Here is a 22,376-nt window from a genome sequence, read left to right as displayed (position 1 = left end):
GGGTAGAACCCCCCAAAAGCTGGGATTGAGTGATAAAATCGCAAGTAACGCCCAATTTTATCGAGGAGTTTCCCCGTAAAAATCCCAACTTGGTAGATTTACAAACATGAGATGCACCCAGCAGATTTTGCCATGACTTTCAGGAAAGAATAGGACTGACTGGCTACGGTAAAATTAGGGTTTCGGCTTATCTCGAACTGAGGTTAAAATAAAAAATATTTCAGTTATCAATTTTTCATGAATATCAGACAAGAAATCACTTTATTGATGATGTGCATGGCATTTTCGAGTACATTTTTCGGTGAGGTTTTCGCTGCTCCACGTCTTGACTGGCACAGTGCCGATTTTGAAGGTCTGCGAGTAATTGCCGAGTCAGCTTGGAAGACCGAATACGAAGCAAAGAAACGCGGGGAAGAACTACACTTCAAATATGGATTTCAAAATCTGGGTATTCTTTGGATTCCTTACTATAGTAATCTATCGGGAAAATCGCTCTATCAAACAATTATCGTTCCAGAGGGCAATTGTGATCGATTTTTACAAGAGAATATTCGACGAATCAATCGCGATGCCTACTGCTTTACACCCAGTAATCGTGGTTTAGCTCCCAACCGTCGAGGTGGTCGTATTTTCTAATTTTATATCTCCATGGCTGTGGTAATTCTCAACTCAATTTTAGAGTGAGCAAGAAGGCTAAAGCCTAAAATAAAAAAGAGGGCAGGTTTTACCCCACCCTTTGGTCTTATTTTAAACGAATTACTAACCGGCGATCGGGTTCCACGCCGCGACTTTCCGTGGTTAAATCGTTTTCTTCCTGAAAAAAGGCATGGATTTGGCGACGTTCCGCCGAAGATAGGGCTTTTAATTCTATTTCCTGTCCTGTTTGCCGCACTTGCGTCGCCGCTTGATTAACCCAGTCGAAAAGTTCTGACTGTCTTTGTTGACGATAGCCGTTGATTTCGACAATATAGAACTGATGTTCTGCCGACTCGACACCAATATTTAGAATCGTATTAGCTAGGGATTGAATCGCATCCAGTCCCTCACCCTTGTTAGCGAGGAGGAGTTCCACTTGTTGGGGACTCAATTGACTGCTATCAATAATTAACCAACAGGAGGAAGGTCCAGTTCCCAATTCCTGCACTCCAATCTGGACATCTGCGGGCATGGCCATCAACTTTAGCAGTTTTTCCAGCCATTGTTTAGCTTTCTCGCTATTTTGCTCCCATATACTCATTACGATGTTTTTTCCTTTTTCTTGCTAGAACGTTTTTCAAAGGGGAGAGCATCGCGGGATTTTTCCGTTTTTTCCTGTTCCGCTACCAATTTTTGCAGGTTTTCCGGTAACGGTTCCCGCATCAAAATCACCGTTTGAATAGTTTGGAAGATGTTCGCAGTTAGGATATACATCAATACCCCCGCCGGTAAGGGGAAAAACAGGAACATCATACTAAAAATTATCGGGGTGATTTTATTCACCGTTTGCTGTTGTTGAGCTGCCCCCCCCGAAGGCGCACCGGCGCCGGATAACTCTTGGTTAACATAGATACTAATACCGAAACCGATCACCATCGCCAAAATATCCCAGTGAATTTCACCATTGGCACCGGTTGCCCCAATTCTTCCCAGGGCCTCAATAAAGAGAAAACCCGTATTAGCGGCAATCCCCGGCACGATAACTTTAATACTGGCATCTCCGGGGGCTAAAGCGACGATGGAACCGTCTTCATTCACCTGCACCAGTTCTTGACCCTTAACCACCTCGTAGGTGGGTTTTAGGTTATTTTCGGGTACTTCCGTGGCTAATTGGCTTAAGGACTTGCCCTGGTCGTTTTGCAGGTCGATTTTTACCTGTTCTCCCGGGGCGATTTTATTGCCTTGGGGTAAAAAAGCGGTGATGGGATAGTGGAGAGACTCGTCAATATAAACGTTTTGGGGTTTGGTGGCATAGGGTTGGCGCTGGACGAGGGCGATTTGTTCGCTCGGCAACACCTGTAAATCGACAGTATAGTTAATATCCGAGAAGGGGGAACCCCGCAGCGTCGCAAATAAAGCCAAAAGAATCGGCATTTGTAATAACAGGGGTAAACAACCGGCTAGGGGATTGCCCAACTCCTGCATTAATTTGCCCATTTCCTCCTGTTGTTTTTGGGGGTCGTTTTTGTAGCGTTGTTGAATTTCTGCCTGTCTTTCCTTCATTAGGGGTTGAGTGATTCGCATTTTTCTCATATTGCGAATCTGGCCGGCACTGAGGGGAAAGACGGCAAATCTGACCACCAGCGTTAAAGCAATGATGGCGAAACCGTAACTATGCACAATCCGAAAGAAAAAATCTAGGATTGGCAACATGATATTTGTGGAAATAAATCCGACTCCAAAATCCATGGCTTTAATCTATGCCTTCTCGTTTAATAGGGGTTCACTTTGACAAATCTAATTTATCGAATCTCGGTGATCGATTATTTTGTTTTATTGACTGATGATCGATTCTAGGGGACGACCGGTTTTATCGGCGACTCTTTCGGCAATATAGTCATGAATTTCCCGGAATTTCGGCATCGCGCGCATTTCTAAACGACTTCTATCCTTGAGAGTTACGACAATATCCCCCCAAATACCAATTCCTCTCGGCATTTTTGCCACTTTTGCCACTTCTGAATAGATAATATCTGTGCGATCGCGTCCCATCCAACCCCCGGTGATTGAAATCCGCCGATCGGTTATCTTATATCTTAACCAGATTGCCCGCACCACTGCCCCAACGGTTAAAGGTAAACAAATCACCGTAAATCCTAGCAGTATATTGATGATTAGGTCGCCGATGTGCGGACCGCCTTCATAAAAAGTTTCTTCTTTAATGCCCATGAATTATATTGGCCTTCACTAACAACTGCTTTAATTCTCGCAAAAAATGTTCATAATTGCACTCGATCGCCCCGGGACGGATAATGATTATCCCTCGCCATCCTGTCGCTATTTCTGGCAATAACTGCCGAATTACCGCTCTTATTTGCCTTTTGAGTCGATTACGAACCACTGCTTTTTTACTAACTTTCTTGCTAATCGAGATGCCAAAACGACTGGGAAGAGGCTTATCCGGGCTAGAATCCTCTAAACTAATTAAGGTTAAGTGGGAACCGTGATAACGCTTCCCTGTTCCATAGACAGCTTGAAAATCCTGTCGATGTTTTAAGCGGTGAACTTGGGGTAATCCCACGAAAATTAGTCGGTTCCCAGAATAACCTAAACACTTAAACGATAGCGTCCTCTTTTCCGACGAGCTTTAATGACTTTACGTCCGTTGACGCTACGCATTCTCGCTCTAAATCCGGAAGTGCGCTTCTGTTTGCGCGTGGTTCCTTCTAAAGTACGTTTACTCACTGCTGATTTTTCTCCTTAAGATAGAGTTAGTCTATAGATATTAAAGACACAATTTTTGATTATAACAAAATTCCTAGGAATTTGGAAGCCTATGGTCAAGCTCCGTTTTGGTCGAGATATCTGTAATTGTCTCCCGGTGGCTGAAAAGCGCGAATGGTTAGTCACTAATGGTATTGGTGGTTTTGCCTCGGGGACCGTGGCCGGATTGCTAACGCGCTGTTATCATGGCCTGTTGATCGCTGCTTTGGCTCCACCGACGAAAAGAACACTTCTAGTGACTAAAATCGATGAATCGGTACAATATAGCCAGAAACTCTATCATCTGGCCAGCAATCGCTGGTTAGGTGCTACGATCGAACCACAAGGCTATATTAATATCGAAAGTTTTCATCTGGAAGGGACAATTCCCGTCTGGACTTTTATCTGTGGGGATGCCTTACTAGAAAAGCGTATCTGGATGGAACAGGAAGAAAATACCACCTATACTCGCTATACCTACCTTCGCGGCAATTCTCCTTTAACCCTGAATCTCACTGCTTTTGTCAATTATCGTGATTTTCACGGCAATACCCAGGGTTTTAACTGGCAAATGGCTATTAGTCCCCTAGAAAAAGGAGTAAGAGTGATTGCCTATGACCATGCTGTCCCTTTTTATCTATTAATCAGTCAGGGAGAGGTTTTTCCCGCTCATATCTGGTATTATCGCTTTGATTTGGCCGTGGAACGTTATCGTGGTTTAATCGATCGGGAAAATCATCTCCATGCCGCCAGTTTTTCGGCTACTCTTAAAGTGGGAGAATCGGTGACAATTGCCGCTAGTACCCGTCCCGATCCCAGTTTAGACGGTCAATCTTCTCTAGAGTCTCGCTATCGCTACGAAAATAGTCTGATTAATCCCCAGCAGCCGCCATGGATTCAACAACTTACCCTCGCTGCCGACCAGTTTATCGTTAGTCGTCCTCTTCCCGATCAACCGGACGGCAAAACGATAATCGCAGGTTATCCTTGGTTTGGTGATTGGGGTCGCGATACGATGATCTCCCTAAGAGGATTAACTTTGACTACAGGCAGACCTGCGATCGCCCGTCAGATTTTACTAACTTTTTCCCGTTATCTAGACCGGGGTTTATTGCCGAATTTGCTACCCGATGGCGGAGAAATGCCCGAATATAACGCTGTCGATGCTATTCTTTGGTATTTTGAAGCCATTCGTTCCTATTTTAACCAAAGCCAAGATTTTGAGTTTCTCAGAACTATTTATCCCGCTTTAACGGAAGTGATCGCTTGGTTTCGTCGCGGTACTCGCTACAATATTCACCTAGATGATGATGGTTTGATCTATGCTGGCGAAACTGGAGTACAGTTAACTTGGATGGATGCCAAAGTTGATGATCTGGTGATTACTCCCCGCATCGGCAAACCCGTAGAAATTAATGCTCTTTGGTTCAATGCCCTAAAAATTATGGTTCAATTTGCCCAGTATTTGGGCATGGATGCCACTGATTACGAAAAAATGAGAGAAATGACCTTAAAAGGGTTTTCTCGCTTCTGGGACGATTCTCTAGGGTACTGTTACGATGTTTTAGATACGGACAAGGGTAATGATGCCAGTTTACGACCGAATCAACTTTTTGCCCTGTCTTTGTCGGTGGAGGAGTTATTAAATTCCCCACAGAAAAAGGCCATTCTCGATATTTGTGCTTTAAAACTTTTGACTTCTCGCGGTTTGCGATCGCTAGATGTGGATCATCCTGATTACCGTGGCGTTTACAGTGGGGATCGCTTAAAAAGAGATAGTGCCTACCATCAGGGGACAGTCTGGGGATGGTTATTAGGGGCATTTATCGAAGCCCATCTAAAAGTCTATCGCGATCCCATCCTGGCTGAGAGTTTTTTAACACCGATGATTGACCATCTTCGGGATAGCTGTATCGGTAATTTAAGTGAAATTTTCGATGGTAATGCTCCTTTTACTACTAGGGGAGCTTTTGCCCAAGCATGGACAGTGGCAGAGGTATTAAGGGTTTGGCAAGGGATCCAAGAATTTCGGCCATAATCCTTTAAAATAAGCAATGGTTAGGTTTTTTAGGTCACCTAGAGGGCTGACCCTAAAAACCTCAGTTAGACCGTTAAAGACAAAACTCTTATGCAGAAACCGCAAGTTATTTTTCTCGATGCTGTGGGAACCCTTTTTGGGGTAAAAGGCAGTGTCGGAGGAATTTATAGTCAAATAGCGGCGGATTTTGGGGTAGAGGTGGCGGCCGAGAGTCTAGAACAGTCTTTCTTGGCTATTTTCCCCACTTCTCCCCCCCTAGCTTTTCCTGACGTTGAACCGGCACAAATTCCTGAGTTAGAGTATCGCTGGTGGCGATCGCTGACTGGGGCAGTTTTTAATAATTTAGGTTATCTGGAAAGATTTCCCGATTTTGAGGCTTTTTTTGGCGAACTTTATCATCATTTTGCCACGGCCGAGCCTTGGGTGCTGTACGAGGATGTCATTCCCGCTTTAAGACTCTGGCAGATTCAGGGGATCGAGTTGGGCATTATTTCTAATTTTGATAGTCGTATCTACCAAGTTTTGGCCGAATTAGGCTTAGAATATTTTTTTCGATCGATCACGATTTCTTCCCAGACAGGAGCAGCTAAACCCGATCGGGAAATTTTTCAAATTGCCCTGCAAAAACATGATTGTCCCCCCGCACAAGCTTGGCATATTGGCGATAGTAAAAAAGAAGATTACCAAGGAGCAAAAGCCTTGGGTATAGAAGCGTTTTTAATTAAAAGATAAAAGCGAGAAAAAGTCTTTCAGTGGGAAGAGGAGATAGGGAGGAAACACATATCCCCAAAACCAAAATATCTGAACACTTTTTGATGTGGAGGTGTTAGAGAGATTCCTGGGATGGAATGGAAGTAGATTCGGACTGATCAGCGTTAGGATCTGTCTCTTTGGGGGCGGCCACTTTTACCAAAGCATGACGCAAAACATCTTCTCCGAGAGTGTATCCTCGCACTAGCTGCTCGACTACCGTGCCTTCGGGATGTTCATCGGTGTACTCCCGCATCATCGCTTCGTGGTAGCTAGGATCAAAGGGTTGACCTTCCGGACGCATGGGGGAAACGCCCAAACGCTTGAGACTGTCCACTAAGGTTTTATAGACCCCTTGGTAACTCTTGTGAATACCCATCTCGCCATCGTTAGCTGGTTTAATTTGAGTACGAGCGCGCTCAAAATTATCCACCACACCAAGAATTTCCATCAGGGTTTTGCCCTTGATTTTTGTTTCCAGTTCCTCTTTTTCCTTGGCTGTGCGTTTGCGAAAATTGTCGAACTCGGCTGCTAGAGTGATATAGCGTTTCTTATAGGCATCAACCTGTTGGGTTTGTTCCTCTAACTGCTGTTTGAGAGTATCAATTTCCTCTTGTAGAGTATCGATAGTCATTCCACCTAGAAAGGAAAATTCCTCGCTAGAGGCGGCCTTGTCCGTCACCGTTTTGGCTTCATCGGTGACACTGGCTTCTGATTCGTTTGTAGGAGATTCAGGGGAATTAGAAGAGGATTCTTGGTTTTCGTCGAAAATTGCCGAGGTATTTGGTTCTGCACTCATGGTATAGGATTTTAGTGGGGAATTTGGCAATATATGACCATTTAATGCTGATTTTGGTCTTTAAGTACCAGCTAATAATCAAGGTTTAACCCTTAATGTAACATTTTGTGGACAAGATCCGTAACTAGATATAAGCAGCCCCGATCGATAATCAGTGATCTAGAAAAATTTTTGCTAGAATACAGTTTTATCGGTAAAATTGGGAAGATTAAAGGGTAGTGGAGAGGTTAGGAATCGTCTATGACATTTTCTTCCAAGAAAACCCGTGCTGTCGCCCTACGCAATTACTTTTCCCCTTTTGGTAACAAGTTAGTGCAGTCGGGCTATATCGGTGCCGAGCAAATGCAGCAGGCCCTGGTGGAAACGCGGAAATCGGGACGATCGCTAGTAGAAATATTGCAAAAACTAACCGGGCGGCCTTTGCCCCCGGATTTACAGCGACAGTATAAGAAAAACCAGTTATTTGAACTAAAAATTCTCTACGGAGTCGAATCGATCGACCCCGAGTTGAGCGACGTGGATGGACTGGAAATAGCCAGGCTGATCGATTCTTTGATTCCGATCGATCTTTGTCGTCGCTATCGTCTCATCCCCCTGCGTCGAATCGAAGGAGAGCCAACCGCGATTTTGATAGCCATGGTCGATCCCGACAACCTCGCGGCTACTGACGATATCAATCGTATTCTCCGCCCCAGGGAGTTAGGTTTACAGCGTTTGGTGATTGCCGGGGAAGATTATGAAAGATTACTGGAAAAATTCTACCAAGCCCAATCGGAACTAGAACGGGAGAAAGCCCGACTACAAAAAGAAAAAGAACTGGAAAAACTCTCGGATCTGACCGATATTGTCGGCAGTCTTGATTTGACCTCTGGTGTTGCTAACGATGAAGTGGCCGATGATCTCGGAGAAGGGGATGCTAATCAAGCCCCCGTCATCAACCTTGTCAATAAAATTATAGCTAAAGCTCTACAGGAAGGATCCTCCGATATTCACATCGAACCCCAAGAAGAATTCCTGAAAATTCGCTTTCGCAAAGATGGAGTTCTTCATCAAGCTTTTGAGCCACTGCCGAAAAAAATCGCCCCAGCGGTCACAGCCCGGTTTAAAATCATGGCCGATCTCGATATTTCCGAACGTCGTCTTCCCCAGGATGGTAAAATTCGGCGGATGTATCAAGGACGAAAAGTAGATTTTCGGGTTAATACCCTGCCCAGTCGCTACGGGGAAAAAGTCTGTTTAAGGATTCTCGATAACTCGGCTACCCAGTTGGGTTTAGATAAACTAATCACCGATCGAAATACTCTGCAAATTTTCCGGGACTTGGCCAGTCGTCCCTTTGGTCTGTTGCTGGTGACAGGCCCCACTGGTTCGGGAAAATCCACCACTTTATACTCGGTGTTAGCGGAAAGAAATCACCCCGGAATTAATATTAATACCGCCGAAGACCCGATCGAATATTCTCTGCCAGGCATCACCCAGGTGCAGGTAATTCGCGAAAAAGGCATGGATTTCGCCTCGATTCTGCGGGCATTCCTGCGACAAGATCCGGATGTGATTCTGGTGGGAGAAACTAGGGATAAGGAAACGGCTAAAACGGTGATCGAGGCCGCCTTAACCGGTCACTTGGTCTTAACTACCCTACACACTAACGATGCCGCAGGTGCGATCGTTCGTCTTGATAAAATGGGGATTGAACCATTTATGATTTCTGGTTCTCTGTTGGGAATCTTGGCCCAGCGTCTCGTGCGGCGCGTCTGTACCCAGTGTCGGGTCGCCTATCACCCTAGTCAAGAGGAATTAGCCCGTTTTGGTCTTTCCGCTGCCAATGAACAGGAAGTGACTTTTTATAAGGCTAATACCCTAACTATGGAGGAAATTCAACAAGCGCGAAAACAGGGCAATCTCTGCCTTAAGTGTGCTGGCAGCGGTTACAAAGATCGCATCGGTGTCTATGAGGTAATGCAGAATAGTGAACGAATACAGCAGTTAATTAACCAAGGGGCGACAACCGATCGCATTAAGGAGGCGGCCGTTGATGAGGGCATGGTGACACTCCTAGCCTATAGTTTAAATCTGGTGCGCGAGGGTTACACCACCCTCGAAGAAGTAGAACGGGTGACACTGACCGATTCTGGTCTAGAAGCGGAATTAAAAGCCAAACGGAAAAGCGGTTTAATCTGTAGTGGTTGTCGCGCTGAACTACAACCAGAATGGCTCGATTGTCCCTATTGTATGAGACCGCGATTTAGTTATTAAGATAGTTTTTCAGTTATCAGTGATCAGTTATGAGATTTGAGTTTTAAGTAAGGAGTATTAAGTGAGTACTCTTAAATAGCACTTTCCCAATGTCTTTTCAATAGTTACTGGTTATTGTTCACTGATTTTACCTTATAGATGGAGTTTAACTTATGGAATTAATGATCGAAGATTTAATGGAACAATTGGTCGAGATGGGCGGTTCCGATATGCACATTCAGTCCCGTGCGCCGGTCTATTTTCGCATTAGTGGCAAACTCATCCCGATTAATGAAAAATCTTTAACCCCGCAAGATTGTCAGAAATTGATTTTTAGTATGCTCAATAATACTCAAATAAAAGAGTTAGAGCAGAATTGGGAATTAGACTGTTCATACGGGGTGAAAGGATTAGCAAGATTTAGGATCAATGTTTATAAAGAAAGGGGAGCCTATGCAGCTTGTTTACGCGCTTTGTCCTCTAAAATGCCTAACTTTGAACAATTAAATTTACCAGCAGTGATCCGAGAATTATCGGAAAGACCGAGGGGATTAATTCTCGTAACTGGCCAAACAGGTTCAGGTAAAACTACCACTTTAGCGGCAATTTTAGACTTAATTAATCGGACTAGTTCTGAACATATTTTGACTGTAGAAGACCCAATTGAATACGTTTTTCCTAATATAAAAAGCCTGTTTCACCAACGACAAAAAGGAGAAGATACCAAGAGTTTTGCTAACGCATTAAGATCAGCGTTACGAGAAGACCCTGATATTATCCTTGTGGGAGAAATGCGGGATTTAGAAACAATTAGTTTGGCAATTACGGCGGCGGAAACCGGTCACTTAGTCTTCGGAACCCTACACACTAGCTCGGCAGCGGGAACAGTGGATCGGATTATTGACGTTTTCCCCGCTAACCAACAGGCACAAATTCGCGCCATGTTATCCAATTCTTTACTAGCAGTTTTTAGTCAAAACCTAGTCAAGAAAAAAAATCCCAAACCGGGGGAATTTGGCCGGGCAATGGTACAGGAAATCATGGTGGTAACTCCAGCGATCGCCAACCTAATTCGCGAAGGAAAAGCCCCCCAAGTTTACTCGGCAATTCAAACGGGAATGAAGCTAGGAATGCAAACTATGGAACAGGGATTAGCTAATTTAGTTGTTAGCGGTGTTATATCCTTTGAAGAGGCAATTTCTAAAAGTAGTAAACCCGATGAATTACAACGTCTGGTCGCTGGGTCCGTTGCTAACGCCAAAACTAAAGCCCGTTTCTAATGATAAATACTGTTTAAAAGGCATAGGAGAGTGGGAAGTTTTTTCAGTAAACAGTGAACTGGTAACTGATAACTGATAACTGATAACTGATAACTGATAACTGATAACTGATAACTGATAACTAATTTGTCCTATGCCTACTTTTGTCGCACAAGTTAAAAGCAGCTCTGGAAAAGTTTTCCAAGAGAAAGTTGAAGCTATGTCTCCCGATCATGCTCGAATGATACTGAAGGCAAAATATGCCGCCGTCGGTAAAGTCAAAAAAGCGGGAGGAGAGATAGATCTTTCTAGTTTAGAGTTGATATTTGCCAAGATTTCCATCAAAGATAAAGCGGTTTTTTCCCGTCAATTTTCGGTAATGATTAATGCTGGTGTGCCGATTATGAGATGTTTGGGAGTTTTGGGGGATCAATCCAGTAATCCCAAGATGAGAAAAGCACTACAAGCGATTAGCACCGACGTACAGCAAGGGAGTCCGTTATCGCAAGCGATGGCCAAACATACCGAATGTTTTGATGAACTTTATGTCAGTATGATCGAAGCTGGAGAGACGGGGGGGGTACTCGATGAAGTGCTGCTCCGTCTCTCGAAACTTTTGGAAGATATGGCCCGCTTGAAAAACCAGATTAAATCAGCGATGACCTATCCGGTAGCGGTGGGAATTTTGGCGATAATTGTGTTTTTCGGGATGACGATCTTTTTAATTCCCGTGTTTGCGAAAATTTTCACCGATTTGAAGGTGCCACTACCAGCTTTAACGCAATTTATGCTCTTTTTAAGTGGTGTGATGCGTAGTTGGTTGATTTTAATTCCGATTGTCACCATTGCTGCCACGGTTTTTTTGCTGCGTCGCTATTACAAAACCCCGATAGGTCGTCTGCAAATTGACTGGTTTTTCCTTAAAATGCCCCTTTTTGGCGATTTGAATAAAAAATCGGCTGTGGCTAGATTTTGCCGGGTTTTTGGGACTCTGACGCGTTCTGGTGTCCCGATTTTGAATTCCCTTGATATAGTTTCTAATACGGTGGGTAATCAGGTAATTGCTAATACGATCGCTACTGCTAAGAGGGAAATTCAGCAGGGGGGAATGATGAGTTTCGCCCTACAAAAAGCCAATGTTTTCCCACCTTTGGCCATTCAAATGATTAGTATTGGTGAGGAAACAGGAGAATTAGATACAATGATGATGAAAGTGGCGGATTTCTACGAAGATGAGGTGGAACAGGCCGTTAAAGCCTTAACCAGTATCATTGAACCCTTGATGATGGTTGCTATTGGGGTCATGGTGGGAACTATTCTTGTGTCTATGTACCTACCCATGTTTAAAGTCTTCGACGCCTTGCAATAAGTTTATCAGTGATCAGTTATCAGTGACTATTGCCGGTAGCCTGAAATCAACCAGATTTTAATTTTCATCTCCTTTTATTTGATTAGGTGAATCTGTCTCTTAGGAAACTTTTGGCTGTTCAAAATTACCGGCCAGCTTTGGTTGATGATTCCTTGGAATTAGTCGATCAAGATTAGTTGACTCTCTGGAGTTAGAGCATAAAGGGAACAATTTACGATAGTTAAGCTCCTAAAATTAAGTGCTGACGATGAAAATTAAGCAGCGAAATTTCTTGGCCAGAAACCCTTTCTAACATCTCGACGATATGATCGGGCTGCAGTAAAGTGCCATCATTGCGACAACTGCCCACATAGCACAAAACGGCTTGTTTGTCAACAGTTTTTAACTCTAATTCATATAATTGTTCTCGCAGATTAATCGTGACTTTTTTGCCGGATTTGGTGGTTTTTTCCCGTTCCATCACCGTTGCTTGTTTAATTGCCTCGATCCAATTTTGCCACTGTTGGCAGTCAATTCCCTCGCTATTAAAAGTGAGCAAATACTCGGCTTTTTCTAACACACGGGTGGCAGCAGGAGCATTTAAGGGAATTTCTTCCACCTGATAAACCGGCAAATCTGCGGGTAATTGTGTGGTTAACTGCTGTTTAAACGTCTCTAAATCCATCACTTTTGTCAATTCAAAATCGACAATCTCACCGCTACTGGTTGCTCCCAAGGATAAGGCATTGGCGATCGAAATGCGCGGACCAGGGTGAAATCCACCGGTAAAGGAAATGGGAATAGCAGCCCGACGGACGACGCGATCAAATAAACGCACGAGATCCAAGTGGCTAACTAGGGCTATTTCGCCAATTTTGCCAAACCAAACCCGAATTCTTTGGGCGCGTTCTTGATTGGGTTGAAAATGTCCGGCAAAAGCGGGAATCGCAGGCGCTTCAATGACGATATTATGGCCAAAATCGACGCTACAAACGCCACAATGGGAACAACCCTCAAAAGAACAATCGGGAACCGTTGCCGCGTCTAGAGCGCGTTTTAAGTCCTCCTCTAGCCATTTTTTATCGATACCGGTATCCAGATGATCCCAGGGCAAAGGACGCTCTAAAATATCTTTGTCTGCATCGGCAAAAATATTCCATTCTCCCTGTTCTACCTGACGATATTTCCAAGTTAAACCGGATTCTTCGATCGCCTGTGACCATGCTTGATAGGCTTTTTCTGTATTATCCCACCAAGCATCCATCCCCGCTCCCAATTGCCAAGCGCGCAGCACCACTTTCCCTAAACTTCTGTCACCGCGACCGATAAAATCTTCCATGGCCGAGATGCGGACATCGGTATAATTGACTTTTACCCCTCTCATACCCTGGAATTCCTGTCTTAATAACTCCTGTTTGCGGATAAATTCGGCCGTGGAGACGGAATGCCACTGGAAGGGGGTATGGGGTTTAGGGGTAAAATTCGAGATAGTTAGGGTAAAATCGAGGGGTTTCCGCTTCGGTAAACGACATTCCCGACGCAACCAGCGCACCGTTTCCGCGATACCAATCACATCCACATCGGTTTCCCCTGGCAAACCGATCATAAAATAGAGTTTGACCTTATCCCAACCCTGTTCGACGGCAGTTTTTATCCCTCTGAGTAATTCTTCGTTGGTTAACCCTTTGTTAATCACATCGCGCATTCGTTGGGTTCCCGCTTCCGGTGCAAAGGTTAAACCCGATTGACGATTGCCCCCAATTATGTTAGCAATATTTTCGTCAAAGCGATCGACTCTTTGACTGGGTAAGGATAGAGATATATTCTCATTCTGGAGACGGTTTTTAATCTCCATACCCACGGCAGGTAAAGCTAGATAATCGGAGCAACTGAGAGATAATAGAGAAAATTCGTTATATCCCGTCGCTCGCATTCCTTTTTCAATCGATTCGATGACTGCTTCCGGTTGCACATCCCGCGCGGGACGGGTTAACATCCCCGGTTGACAAAAACGACATCCCCGAGTGCAACCGCGACGAATTTCCACCACTAGGCGATCGTGAACCGTTTCCACGAAGGGAACTAAACCGATAGAATAGGCTGGGATAGGAGTGGCTACCCGGCGTAAAATTCTTTTCGGTACATCGTCACGATTGGGGATAACTGCACCGATTGGGGTGACATCGTAGAAACGCGGCACATATACCCCCGGAATTTGGGCTAAATCTAGCAATAGTTCTTCTTTGCTTAGATTAGCTAGTTTACCTTCTTCTAAAATTAAACCGATTTCTGGCAATAATTCTTCGCCATCACCAAGGGCAATAAAATCAAAAAAGTCGGCGTAGGGTTCGGGGTTAGAGGTGGCAGTTTGTCCCCCGGCAAAAATTAGCGGATAGTTACCCGCATCTCTTGCTCTCCAAGTCAAGGGAATTGCCGCTAGGTCGAGCATTTCTAAAATATTGGTGGCTCCTAGCTCATAACTGAGACTAAAACCGAGAATATCAAAATCTGTGAGGCAACGACGGGATTCTAGGGCAAATAAGGGGGTTTTTGTCTGTTTGAGTTTTTGGGCTAAATCCGGTGCGGGTAAATAAGTGCGATCGCAGAGTTGGCGAGGTTGTGCATTGAGGATATTGTAGAGGATAATATGGCCGAGGTTAGATGCCCCCACTTCGTACACTTCTGGATAGGTTAACACCCAACGAACCACCGCACTTGCCCATTCTTTATGTTTAGCACCTAACTCGTTGCCCAAATAACGCGCTGGTCGAAAAATGTCGGGGGTGAGCAGTTGGTCTAAAGCAATAGTCACGGCAATCTACCTCAGATATCGTCAGCAATGGGTGCTTTTCTACTATAGCAGCCAGAATCGAGTCAGTTATTAGTTATCAGTTATCAGTTATCAGAGTTCAATTCACCGATTACTGTTTACTGTTCACTGAAAATACTTCCCACTTCCCCATCTCCCTAAAATTCCAGAGGTTATAAGATAATTAAGCGACGATGAAAGAACCGTTAATTGAATTGAGAGGAGTATCGAAAAGATTCGGGGATAATGTTATTCTCGAAGGGTTAGATTTAACCATTTATCGAGGGGAGGCCCTGGTAATTATCGGGCCGTCGGGAACGGGAAAATCAACGGTTTTACGGTTAATTGCGGGATTAACGGGGATAAATGCGGGAGAAATTCGTATTAAAGGCCAATTACGTCAGGGATTGCTAGAAGATGGTCGAGAAGCGATGCGAACTTCCTTAGTTTTTCAACAAACGGCCCTGTTTGATTCTCTCACCGTCGGGGAAAATGTCGGTTTTTATCTCTATGAACAAACTAACTTAAAAAAAGCCAGAATTAGGGAATTAGTGGAAAAAAGCCTGGAAATGGTCGGTTTACAGGGAATTAGTGACCTTTATCCTTCGGAACTATCGGGGGGAATGCGTAAACGGGTGGCTTTTGCCCGCGCTATTATCACTAATCCCGATAATCCGGCCGATAATCCAGAATTACTGCTGTATGATGAACCTACCGCCGGATTAGACCCAATAGCTTCTACAATTATCGAGGATCTAGTGCGGACTCTCCATGAAAAATCAGGGTCTGCGAACACCTATGTGATGGTTTCTCACCAACAAAGTACCATCCGACGCACCGCCGATCGAGTAGTATTTCTCTATCAGGGAAAAGTGCAATGGCAGGGAGTGGTGGCAGATATCGATCGTACCGATCATCCCATGATTCGGCAATTTTTTAGCGCCAGCATTGAGGGACCGATTAGGACAATCGTTTAAGCTAGATTAAGCTAAATTAAGAACTATCGAGAATGAGAGAAAAATCATGCAGAGTTCGCGAGCTTTACGGGAAGGAAGACTAGGTTTGTTTGCCCTAGGCGGATTATTGGTCTTTGGGGTGCTCGCTATCTGGGTTCGCGGGGGAGGATTTGGTCAAAGAACCTATCAATTAATCTTCGAGTTTGCCGATGTGGAAGGGTTACAAGTCGGGGCGCCGGTACGTTTTCGCGGGGTGAGAGTGGGAAGAATTACGAGTTTTATCCCAGGAAGTAATCAAGTGGAAGTTATTGCCGAAATCGCTTCTGCTACTTTAGTTATGCCTAGGAAGGTAACTGTTACTACCAATCTTTCCGGATTAATTGGGGAGGCAGCCATCGATATCACTCCCTTAGTTTCTTTAAGTGCTGAGGCCAAAAATCTCGACCCTCTTAGTCCCGACTGTGATCAACAGTTAATTCTCTGTAATAATAGCCGTTTACAGGGGAAAACAGGAACACAATTAATGTCTAGTGTTGGTCGTTTAGTGGATACTTTTACCAGTCCTGAATTTGTGGGTAATCTCAATGATGTCACCAAAAATACCGCTATAGCAGCTCAAAAAATCGCCCGTTTATCCGATGATACCTCCCAGACTATCCGTAATGCCCAAAGAGAAATCTCTCGTCTATCTTTGGAATTAGCTACCACCAGTCGCTCGGTGACTAATACGGCTAATAATGCCTCCCGTTTTGTCAATACTTTAGATAATACCGTTCAGGAAAATCGCAGTCAAATCAGCAGAACTTTTCAACAATCTTCCCAATTAGTCGCTAATCTTAATGCTGTTCTCAGCGAAAATCGTGGACAAATTGTTAATACTCTCGATAATATTAATCAAGCTAGTTTAGGTATTGGCAGTCTCGCTAATAATCTCAATAATACCGCCATGAGGTTGAATGCTGGTTTAGATGAAATTGATACTAAACAAGTCATGCAAAATGTCGAGACTATTTTGAATAATGCAGTAGAAACATCGAATAATTTACGAGAAATTACTAAAACTATTAACGATCCTGCTACAATTGTCGTGCTGCAAAAAACTCTCGAATCCGCTAGGGTGACTTTTGAAAATACTCAAAAAATCACCTCCGATATTGATGATTTAATCGGTGATCCCCAATTTCGCGAGAATTTAAGACGTTTAATTGATGGCTTAAGTAATCTGCTTTCTTCTGGGGAACAGTTAGAATATAATTTGCGTATCGCTCAAACTTTAGATACCATGACTCAAGAGTTAGCTAAACAAAAAGTTTTGACCATCTCTCGACCTTCTTTAAATCCTAAGCAAATGCAACTCTATCCCCAATTTATCGTTCAACAACCCCCCACGAGTGAAAAATGACAAAACAGCACAATTCAAGCTATTTGCAGTGAACAGTAATCAGTGAAATGAAAACTCACATCTGATAACTGATAACTGATAACTGATAACTGATAACTGATAACTGATAATAATATGTTGAAATCAATTGGTATTACTCTTGGAACTCGTCCCGAAGCGATTAAATTAGCTCCTGTTATTCGTGCTTTTCAAGAATCGGAACAGTTTCAAACCCATGTAATTCTGACGGGACAGCATAAAGAAATGGTAGCGCAGGTGATGGAATTATTTGCTTTAAAAGCAGATGAAAATCTCGATATTATGCAAACCCGTCAAACTTTAACCGATATTACTTGCCGCAGTTTACGCGGTTTAGAAACGGTCTTTGAGCGCATAAAACCAGATTTAATTATTGTGCAAGGTGATACTACTACCGCTTTTGCTGCTGCTTTAGCGGCTTTTTATCAACAAATTCCTATCGCTCATGTGGAAGCAGGATTAAGAACTAATGATATCTATAACCCCTATCCCGAAGAAGCTAATCGCCGCCTAATTTCTCAACTGACGACCCTACATTTTGCTCCCACTACTTTAGCCGTAGAAAATTTGCAAAAATCTGGAGTGACAGGAAGTATTCACCACACTGGCAACACGGTTATTGATGCTTTATTAACCGTAGCTAAAACCGCCCCAGAATGTCAAATTGCGGGCTTAAATTGGTCAGATTATCGGGTTTTATTAGCCACGGTTCATCGCCGGGAAAATTGGGGCGAACCCTTACAGGATATTATCAAAGGATTGACTTTGTTGTTAGAAAAATATGCCGATACAGCCCTATTATTACCCCTCCATCGCAATCCCACCGTCCGAGAACCAATAAAGTCCGCTTTGGGCAATCATCCCAGGGTATTTTTAACTGAACCTCTCGATTATGCCGAGTTAGTGGGGGCGATTCAACGCTGTTATTTATTATTAACTGATTCTGGAGGCATTCAAGAAGAAGCACCGAGTTTAGGAAAACCGGTTTTAGTATTGCGAGAAACCACAGAAAGACCGGAAGCAGTGCAAGCGGGAACAGCGAAATTAATTGGGACTAATCCGGAGCAAATTTTAGCCGCAGCGGGAGAATTATTAAGGGATAAAATCGCCTATGATCGTATGGCTAATGCCATTAATCCTTTTGGAGATGGACAAGCATCCCAAAGAATCCTCCAAATCGTCCAAGATTTTTTGGCTTAATCTATGACTACTTGGTTGGGTATCGACCCCGGATTAGCGATTGTCGGTTGGGCTATTCTCCGGGATAATAGTGAGTTAGTGCCGATCTTAGTCGATTACGGCACGATCGAAACTTCTAAAAATCTTTCTACTGCCCAGCGTTTGATCGAAATTGAACGGGATTTAAAGGAGTTAATCGCAGAATATAAACCGGGGGAAATTGCCGTAGAAATGCCCTTTTTTAACCGGCAAATCAAGGCAGCCGGTGGAGTCCTGCAAGCATTGGGAATTATCAATCTGGTTAGCTGTCGCGATGGAGGAATTGAACCGATTTTCCTCCATCAAGCTAGTTGGAAATGTCATCTCGGCCATGGTAGGGCTACTAAAGCGGAGGTGGCCGAACAAATTAAGTATTTATTCGGATTGACAAAAATGCCTATTAATGATGCTGTAGATGCTATAGCGATCGCCTATGCCGCTTTTAGTGGCGTTCGCAATCAAATCTCTTGAAGTAATTTGACGTGACAACTAAAAGCTATTTTTAAGCTTGTACTATCTTAGTTCGATGGGAACGACCGCGCCACCAAGCTAGTAGGGTACTAGCGATAAAAATACTCGAATAGGCCCCGGCTACGAAGCCAATAATTAAAGCTAGGGCGAAATATTTTAAGGTGGTGCCACCAAAGAGAAAAATCGCCACCAGAGGCAATAAAGTAGTCAGGGTGGTATTAATCGAACGAGTTAGGGTTTGACTCACCGCATTATCGACAATTTCATCCACGGATAATTCGGGGGTATTAGCAAAATTTTCCCGCACGCGATCATAAATTACCACTGTGTCATTAACAGAAAAGCCCACAATTGTCAAGAGGGAAACTAAAAATAAACTATCCACTTCTACCCCCGCAATTAAGCCTAAAACCGCAAAGACCCCTAAAGTGATCAAAACGTCGTGCAGCAGGGCGACAATGGCAAAAAAAGCGTAATCCCGTTGAAAACGGAAGCTTAGATAGACAGCAATGCCAAAAAAGGAAACTAATAAAGCTAAAAATCCCGACCTAAATAATTCTTGACCGATGGTGGGACCAACTGTATCGATTTGACTGGTTTCGGGGTCAAAGGCTCCGATTTTCTGGTTTAAGGTGTCGAGTAATTTTGTTCTCTGTTCTTCTGCCAGGGTTTTCGTCCGCACCGATAAAGTATATTTATCCAACACCTGCACACTACTGTTACCCAATCCCTCCTCGTCTAAAATCCCTTGCACTTCGGCAGTAGTTAAAGGTTTCTCACAGGTATTCTTTTTGGCACAAGCTAATTCTATCTGAATTCTCGTGCCACCAACAAAATCTAAACTCGGTCGCAAAGGCGCTTGAATAGTGAACCAAGAAATTACCATGGCCAAAATACTACCAATCGTCAGCAGGGCCGAGACTGTCCACCAAAAATTACGCTGTTTTGTAACGTTAAATGCCATATTTTTAAAGGAAAAAGGAAAAAAGGAAAAAGGAAAAAAGGGATTTGGGGAGTGGGTTATGGTAATCGGTGGGTTACGGCGAATCAGAAATTATTGGTCAACAGCATAACTTATCGTCGCCTAACCCACCCTACTGATAACTGGTAACTGGTAACTGGTAACTGATAACTGATAACTGATAACTGATAACTGAATTATTGGTTTGCCGGTAAATTAGGGCAGAAAAGTTGGGGTTTTTGGCGAATGCTAGGGACGCTTAACACAGTGATTAACAGGAGAGTACGACTACAGGTTAAAGCGGTAAACATACTCACAGCTACCCCAATGGCTAAAGTTAAAGCAAAACCCTTGACTAATCCCGAACCCAACCAAAATAGGGCAGCACAGGCGATTAAAGTAGTGACATTACTATCAAGAATACTGGAAAAAGCCCGGTAAAATCCCGACTCCACCGCCCGAAATAGGGATTTTCCGGCCCTTAATTCCTCCCTGGTACGCTCAAAAATCAGTACATTTGCATCAACTGCCATGCCGATACTGAGGATAAATCCGGCAATACCGGGTAACGTCATCGTGACTCCCACTAGGGCAAAAGCCCCCAGAGAGAGAATAGTATAGATAATCAGGGAAACATCGGCAATAATCCCGGGTAAACGGTAATAAACCGCCATGAAGATTAAAACTAACAGTAAACCCACTAAACCGGCGTAGATACTACGACGGATGCTATCCTGGCCTAAAGTTGCCCCGACAGTGCGAATTTCTTCCACTTTGACGGGAAAAGGTAGGGAACCACCGCGCAATTGAATCGCTAGATCGTTGGCAGTTTCGGCGGTAAAATTACCAGTAATCACGGCCCGGCCCCCTGTAATTCCCGTTTGGGCAAACTGCACATCAACCACAGGGGCGCTAATTAATTCATTATCGAGGAAAATCCCAATACTGCGACCAGTACCAGCGATCGCTTTAGTCAGTTCGGCGAATTTACTGCCCCCTTCCGAGTCGAAAGTAATGGCCACTTCCCAGTTAGTGCCTTGGGTGGAACTAATAGTGGCATTTTGCAGATTTTTTCCAGTTAAGTCCACCGACTCAAATAAATTTAAAATTGCCTCTTTAGATTTCTGGAGAGATTGTTCTAGTTCGGCAATTTTAGCGGCATTTTCGGGTTTATTCTGGGCTTTAAGGGCGGCTAATTCCGCTTTTTTTTGTTGAAAAATTGAATATTCAGCCCGAAATTCTCCTTCTGTACCTTGTTTTTGCTGACGAAATTCTAATTGGGCCTGAACATTTAAGTTTCTCTCAGCTTCTTTGGGATCTGTGACCCCGGGTAGTTGCACGATTACCTGATTTTTACTGTCCACAGTCTGCACTAATGATTCAGAAACACCGAGGGCATTAACGCGATTTTCAATCACATTTTGTACGGCTTTTAAATCATTAGGTTGAATGGTTGTCACGGTTTCAGTGGGTTTAACCTGAATGGTTAATTGACTACCACCGCGCAAGTCCAAACCTAATTGTAGGGGCAACTTAATCAGGATAAAGATCGAGGCAACAACTAGGCCGATGATCAGTAACAATAACCAATTTTGTCTCTGCATAACTTCAGTATCAAAAGGAGAATTTGTTAAATGCGATCGCCGACCATTTTTTGGACAGCTTCGACAATTTGATTAGGTTGAATAATCGTCAATCTTTCTAGATTACCGTTATAAGGCGTGGGGATATCTTGGGAAGATAATCTTAACACGGGGGCATCCAATTCATCGAATAACTGCTCATTAATTAAAGCAATTAACTCGGAAGCAATTCCCGCCGTTTTCATACATTCTTCCACAATAATCACCCTATGAGTCTTGCGAATCGAAGCAGCGATCGTCTCCATATCAAAGGGTTTCAGGGAAATTAAATCGATAATTTCTGGATCATAGCCATCTTTTTCTAACTGTTTTAATGCCTGTAAACAGTGATGACGCATACGCGAATAGGTGAGAATAGTTATATCTTCTCCCTTGCGAACGATTTCCGCCTTATCGAGGGGTAAAAGATACTCGCTATCAGGTAAATTTTCCTTGAGATTATAGAGAAGAACGTGTTCAAAGAAAAGCACGGGGTTATTATCTCTAATCGCCGATTTTAATAAACCTTTGGCATTGTAGGGAGTGGAACAAGCGACAATTTTTAGACCGGGTACCGCGTGAAAATAGGCCTCTAAACGTTGGGAATGTTCCGCACCTAATTGTCTCCCCACACCCCCCGGACCGCGGATAACCATGGGGATTTTAAAATTACCGCCGGAAGTATAACGTAACATCCCGGCATTGTTGGCAATTTGGTTAAAGGCAAGCAGAAGAAAACCCATATTCATGCCTTCAATAATCGGACGCAATCCCGTCATGGCTGCCCCCACTGCCATGCCCGTAAAACTATTTTCAGCGATGGGAGTATCTAAAACCCTTAAATCGCCATATTTTTTGTAGAGATCTTTGGTAACTTTGTAGGAACCACCGTAATGACCCACATCTTCACCCAAAACAAATACTGTCTGGTCGCGGCCCATTTCCTCATCGATCGCCTGTCGCAAAGCATTAAATAATAGGGTTTCTGCCATATCAAGTCCCCGCTTACAATTCGGTCATCTTATCACTAAACTTATTATCTTACCCCTTTTCTGGCCCGAAGGAGGTGGGGAAGTGGGGGAGTGGGAAAG

20 protein-coding genes are annotated in these 22,376 nt (G+C 43.8%); 10 read left to right on the top strand and 10 right to left on the bottom strand.

What is annotated here, in order from left to right; all coding sequences use genetic code 11:
• Positions 1–237 precede the first annotated feature (237 nt).
• Entirely contained in the window at positions 238–636 is a 399-nt protein-coding gene (locus tag IQ224_RS11105) for a hypothetical protein (protein ID WP_002738634.1), read from the top strand.
• A gap of 106 nt (positions 637–742) precedes the next feature.
• Here the strand turns inward: IQ224_RS11105 and IQ224_RS11100 are convergent, their stop codons facing one another.
• The 5 genes from IQ224_RS11100 to rpmH all read right to left on the bottom strand — a co-directional run bounded on the left by IQ224_RS11100 (position 743) and on the right by rpmH (position 3,381).
• The gene (locus IQ224_RS11100; protein ID WP_002742607.1) at positions 743–1,237 is read right to left on the bottom strand and encodes a R3H domain-containing nucleic acid-binding protein; all 495 of its coding nucleotides are present in this window, start codon (positions 1,235–1,237) and stop codon (positions 743–745) included.
• Positions 1,237–2,385: a membrane protein insertase YidC gene (gene yidC, locus IQ224_RS11095; protein ID WP_194032940.1), complete on the bottom strand. Its 1,149-nt coding sequence runs from the start codon at positions 2,383–2,385 to the stop codon at positions 1,237–1,239. The genes IQ224_RS11100 and yidC overlap by 1 nt, the downstream gene beginning before the upstream one ends.
• 84 nt (positions 2,386–2,469) lie before the next feature.
• On the bottom strand, positions 2,470–2,865 hold the full coding sequence (locus IQ224_RS11090) for a PH domain-containing protein (protein ID WP_002763099.1): 396 nt from the start codon (positions 2,863–2,865) through the stop codon (positions 2,470–2,472).
• On the bottom strand, positions 2,855–3,217 hold the full coding sequence (rnpA, locus tag IQ224_RS11085; protein ID WP_194032939.1) for a ribonuclease P protein component: 363 nt from the start codon (positions 3,215–3,217) through the stop codon (positions 2,855–2,857). The genes IQ224_RS11090 and rnpA overlap by 11 nt, the downstream gene beginning before the upstream one ends.
• 26 nt (positions 3,218–3,243) lie before the next feature.
• Positions 3,244–3,381, bottom strand: a complete 138-nt coding sequence (gene rpmH / locus IQ224_RS11080; RefSeq protein ID WP_002739276.1) for a 50S ribosomal protein L34 — start codon at positions 3,379–3,381, stop codon at positions 3,244–3,246.
• 91 nt (positions 3,382–3,472) lie between these two features.
• Here rpmH and IQ224_RS11075 point away from each other — a divergent pair, with 91 nt between their 5' ends.
• Both IQ224_RS11075 and IQ224_RS11070 read left to right on the top strand, forming a co-directional pair.
• The gene (locus IQ224_RS11075) at positions 3,473–5,437 is read left to right on the top strand and encodes an amylo-alpha-1,6-glucosidase (protein WP_002742602.1); all 1,965 of its coding nucleotides are present in this window, start codon (positions 3,473–3,475) and stop codon (positions 5,435–5,437) included.
• Positions 5,438–5,527: 90 nt separating this feature from the next.
• Positions 5,528–6,169, top strand: a complete 642-nt coding sequence (locus IQ224_RS11070) for an HAD-IA family hydrolase (protein ID WP_002742601.1) — start codon at positions 5,528–5,530, stop codon at positions 6,167–6,169.
• A 94-nt stretch (positions 6,170–6,263) separates the two neighbouring features.
• Here IQ224_RS11070 and grpE read toward each other — a convergent pair whose 3' ends face one another.
• On the bottom strand, positions 6,264–6,986 hold the full coding sequence (gene grpE / locus IQ224_RS11065; protein ID WP_002742600.1) for a nucleotide exchange factor GrpE: 723 nt from the start codon (positions 6,984–6,986) through the stop codon (positions 6,264–6,266).
• A gap of 240 nt (positions 6,987–7,226) precedes the next feature.
• Between grpE and IQ224_RS11060 the strand changes: the two genes are divergently transcribed.
• From IQ224_RS11060 to IQ224_RS11050, 3 genes are all read left to right on the top strand, one after another.
• Positions 7,227–9,242, top strand: coding sequence for a GspE/PulE family protein (locus tag IQ224_RS11060; protein ID WP_002742599.1), 2,016 nt, complete (start codon positions 7,227–7,229; stop codon positions 9,240–9,242).
• A 152-nt stretch (positions 9,243–9,394) separates the two neighbouring features.
• Positions 9,395–10,501: a type IV pilus twitching motility protein PilT gene (locus tag IQ224_RS11055; protein WP_002742598.1), complete on the top strand. Its 1,107-nt coding sequence runs from the start codon at positions 9,395–9,397 to the stop codon at positions 10,499–10,501.
• Positions 10,502–10,634: 133 nt separating this feature from the next.
• Positions 10,635–11,849: a type II secretion system F family protein gene (locus IQ224_RS11050; protein ID WP_036400185.1), complete on the top strand. Its 1,215-nt coding sequence runs from the start codon at positions 10,635–10,637 to the stop codon at positions 11,847–11,849.
• Positions 11,850–12,069: 220 nt separating this feature from the next.
• On the opposite strand, the gene IQ224_RS11045 is transcribed toward IQ224_RS11050, so the two are convergent.
• On the bottom strand, positions 12,070–14,640 hold the full coding sequence (locus IQ224_RS11045; RefSeq protein WP_194032938.1) for a TIGR03960 family B12-binding radical SAM protein: 2,571 nt from the start codon (positions 14,638–14,640) through the stop codon (positions 12,070–12,072).
• 191 nt (positions 14,641–14,831) lie between these two features.
• On the opposite strand from IQ224_RS11045, the gene IQ224_RS11040 reads away from it, so the two are divergent.
• From IQ224_RS11040 to IQ224_RS11025, 4 genes are all read left to right on the top strand, one after another.
• On the top strand, positions 14,832–15,614 hold the full coding sequence (locus IQ224_RS11040; RefSeq protein ID WP_004156917.1) for an ABC transporter ATP-binding protein: 783 nt from the start codon (positions 14,832–14,834) through the stop codon (positions 15,612–15,614).
• A gap of 46 nt (positions 15,615–15,660) precedes the next feature.
• Positions 15,661–16,995, top strand: coding sequence for an MlaD family protein (locus IQ224_RS11035; RefSeq protein WP_004156915.1), 1,335 nt, complete (start codon positions 15,661–15,663; stop codon positions 16,993–16,995).
• 114 nt (positions 16,996–17,109) lie between these two features.
• Positions 17,110–18,213, top strand: a complete 1,104-nt coding sequence (gene wecB, locus IQ224_RS11030) for a non-hydrolyzing UDP-N-acetylglucosamine 2-epimerase (RefSeq protein WP_036400179.1) — start codon at positions 17,110–17,112, stop codon at positions 18,211–18,213.
• Positions 18,214–18,216: 3 nt separating this feature from the next.
• Positions 18,217–18,702, top strand: a complete 486-nt coding sequence (locus tag IQ224_RS11025; protein WP_002739294.1) for a crossover junction endodeoxyribonuclease RuvC — start codon at positions 18,217–18,219, stop codon at positions 18,700–18,702.
• 31 nt (positions 18,703–18,733) lie between these two features.
• Here IQ224_RS11025 and secF read toward each other — a convergent pair whose 3' ends face one another.
• The 3 genes from secF to IQ224_RS11010 all read right to left on the bottom strand — a co-directional run bounded on the left by secF (position 18,734) and on the right by IQ224_RS11010 (position 22,277).
• Positions 18,734–19,666, bottom strand: coding sequence for a protein translocase subunit SecF (gene secF / locus IQ224_RS11020; protein ID WP_042791005.1), 933 nt, complete (start codon positions 19,664–19,666; stop codon positions 18,734–18,736).
• Positions 19,667–19,860: 194 nt separating this feature from the next.
• Entirely contained in the window at positions 19,861–21,267 is a 1,407-nt protein-coding gene (secD, locus tag IQ224_RS11015) for a protein translocase subunit SecD (RefSeq protein WP_194032937.1), read from the bottom strand.
• Between the two features lie 26 nt (positions 21,268–21,293).
• Entirely contained in the window at positions 21,294–22,277 is a 984-nt protein-coding gene (locus IQ224_RS11010; protein ID WP_002742584.1) for an alpha-ketoacid dehydrogenase subunit beta, read from the bottom strand.
• Between the last annotated feature and the right edge of the window lie 99 nt (positions 22,278–22,376).

This window comes from Microcystis sp. LEGE 00066 (genome assembly GCF_015207925.1).
Lineage (GTDB): Bacteria > Cyanobacteriota > Cyanobacteriia > Cyanobacteriales > Microcystaceae > Microcystis > Microcystis ichthyoblabe_A.
This window is presented reverse-complemented; position numbering and strand designations above follow the sequence as displayed.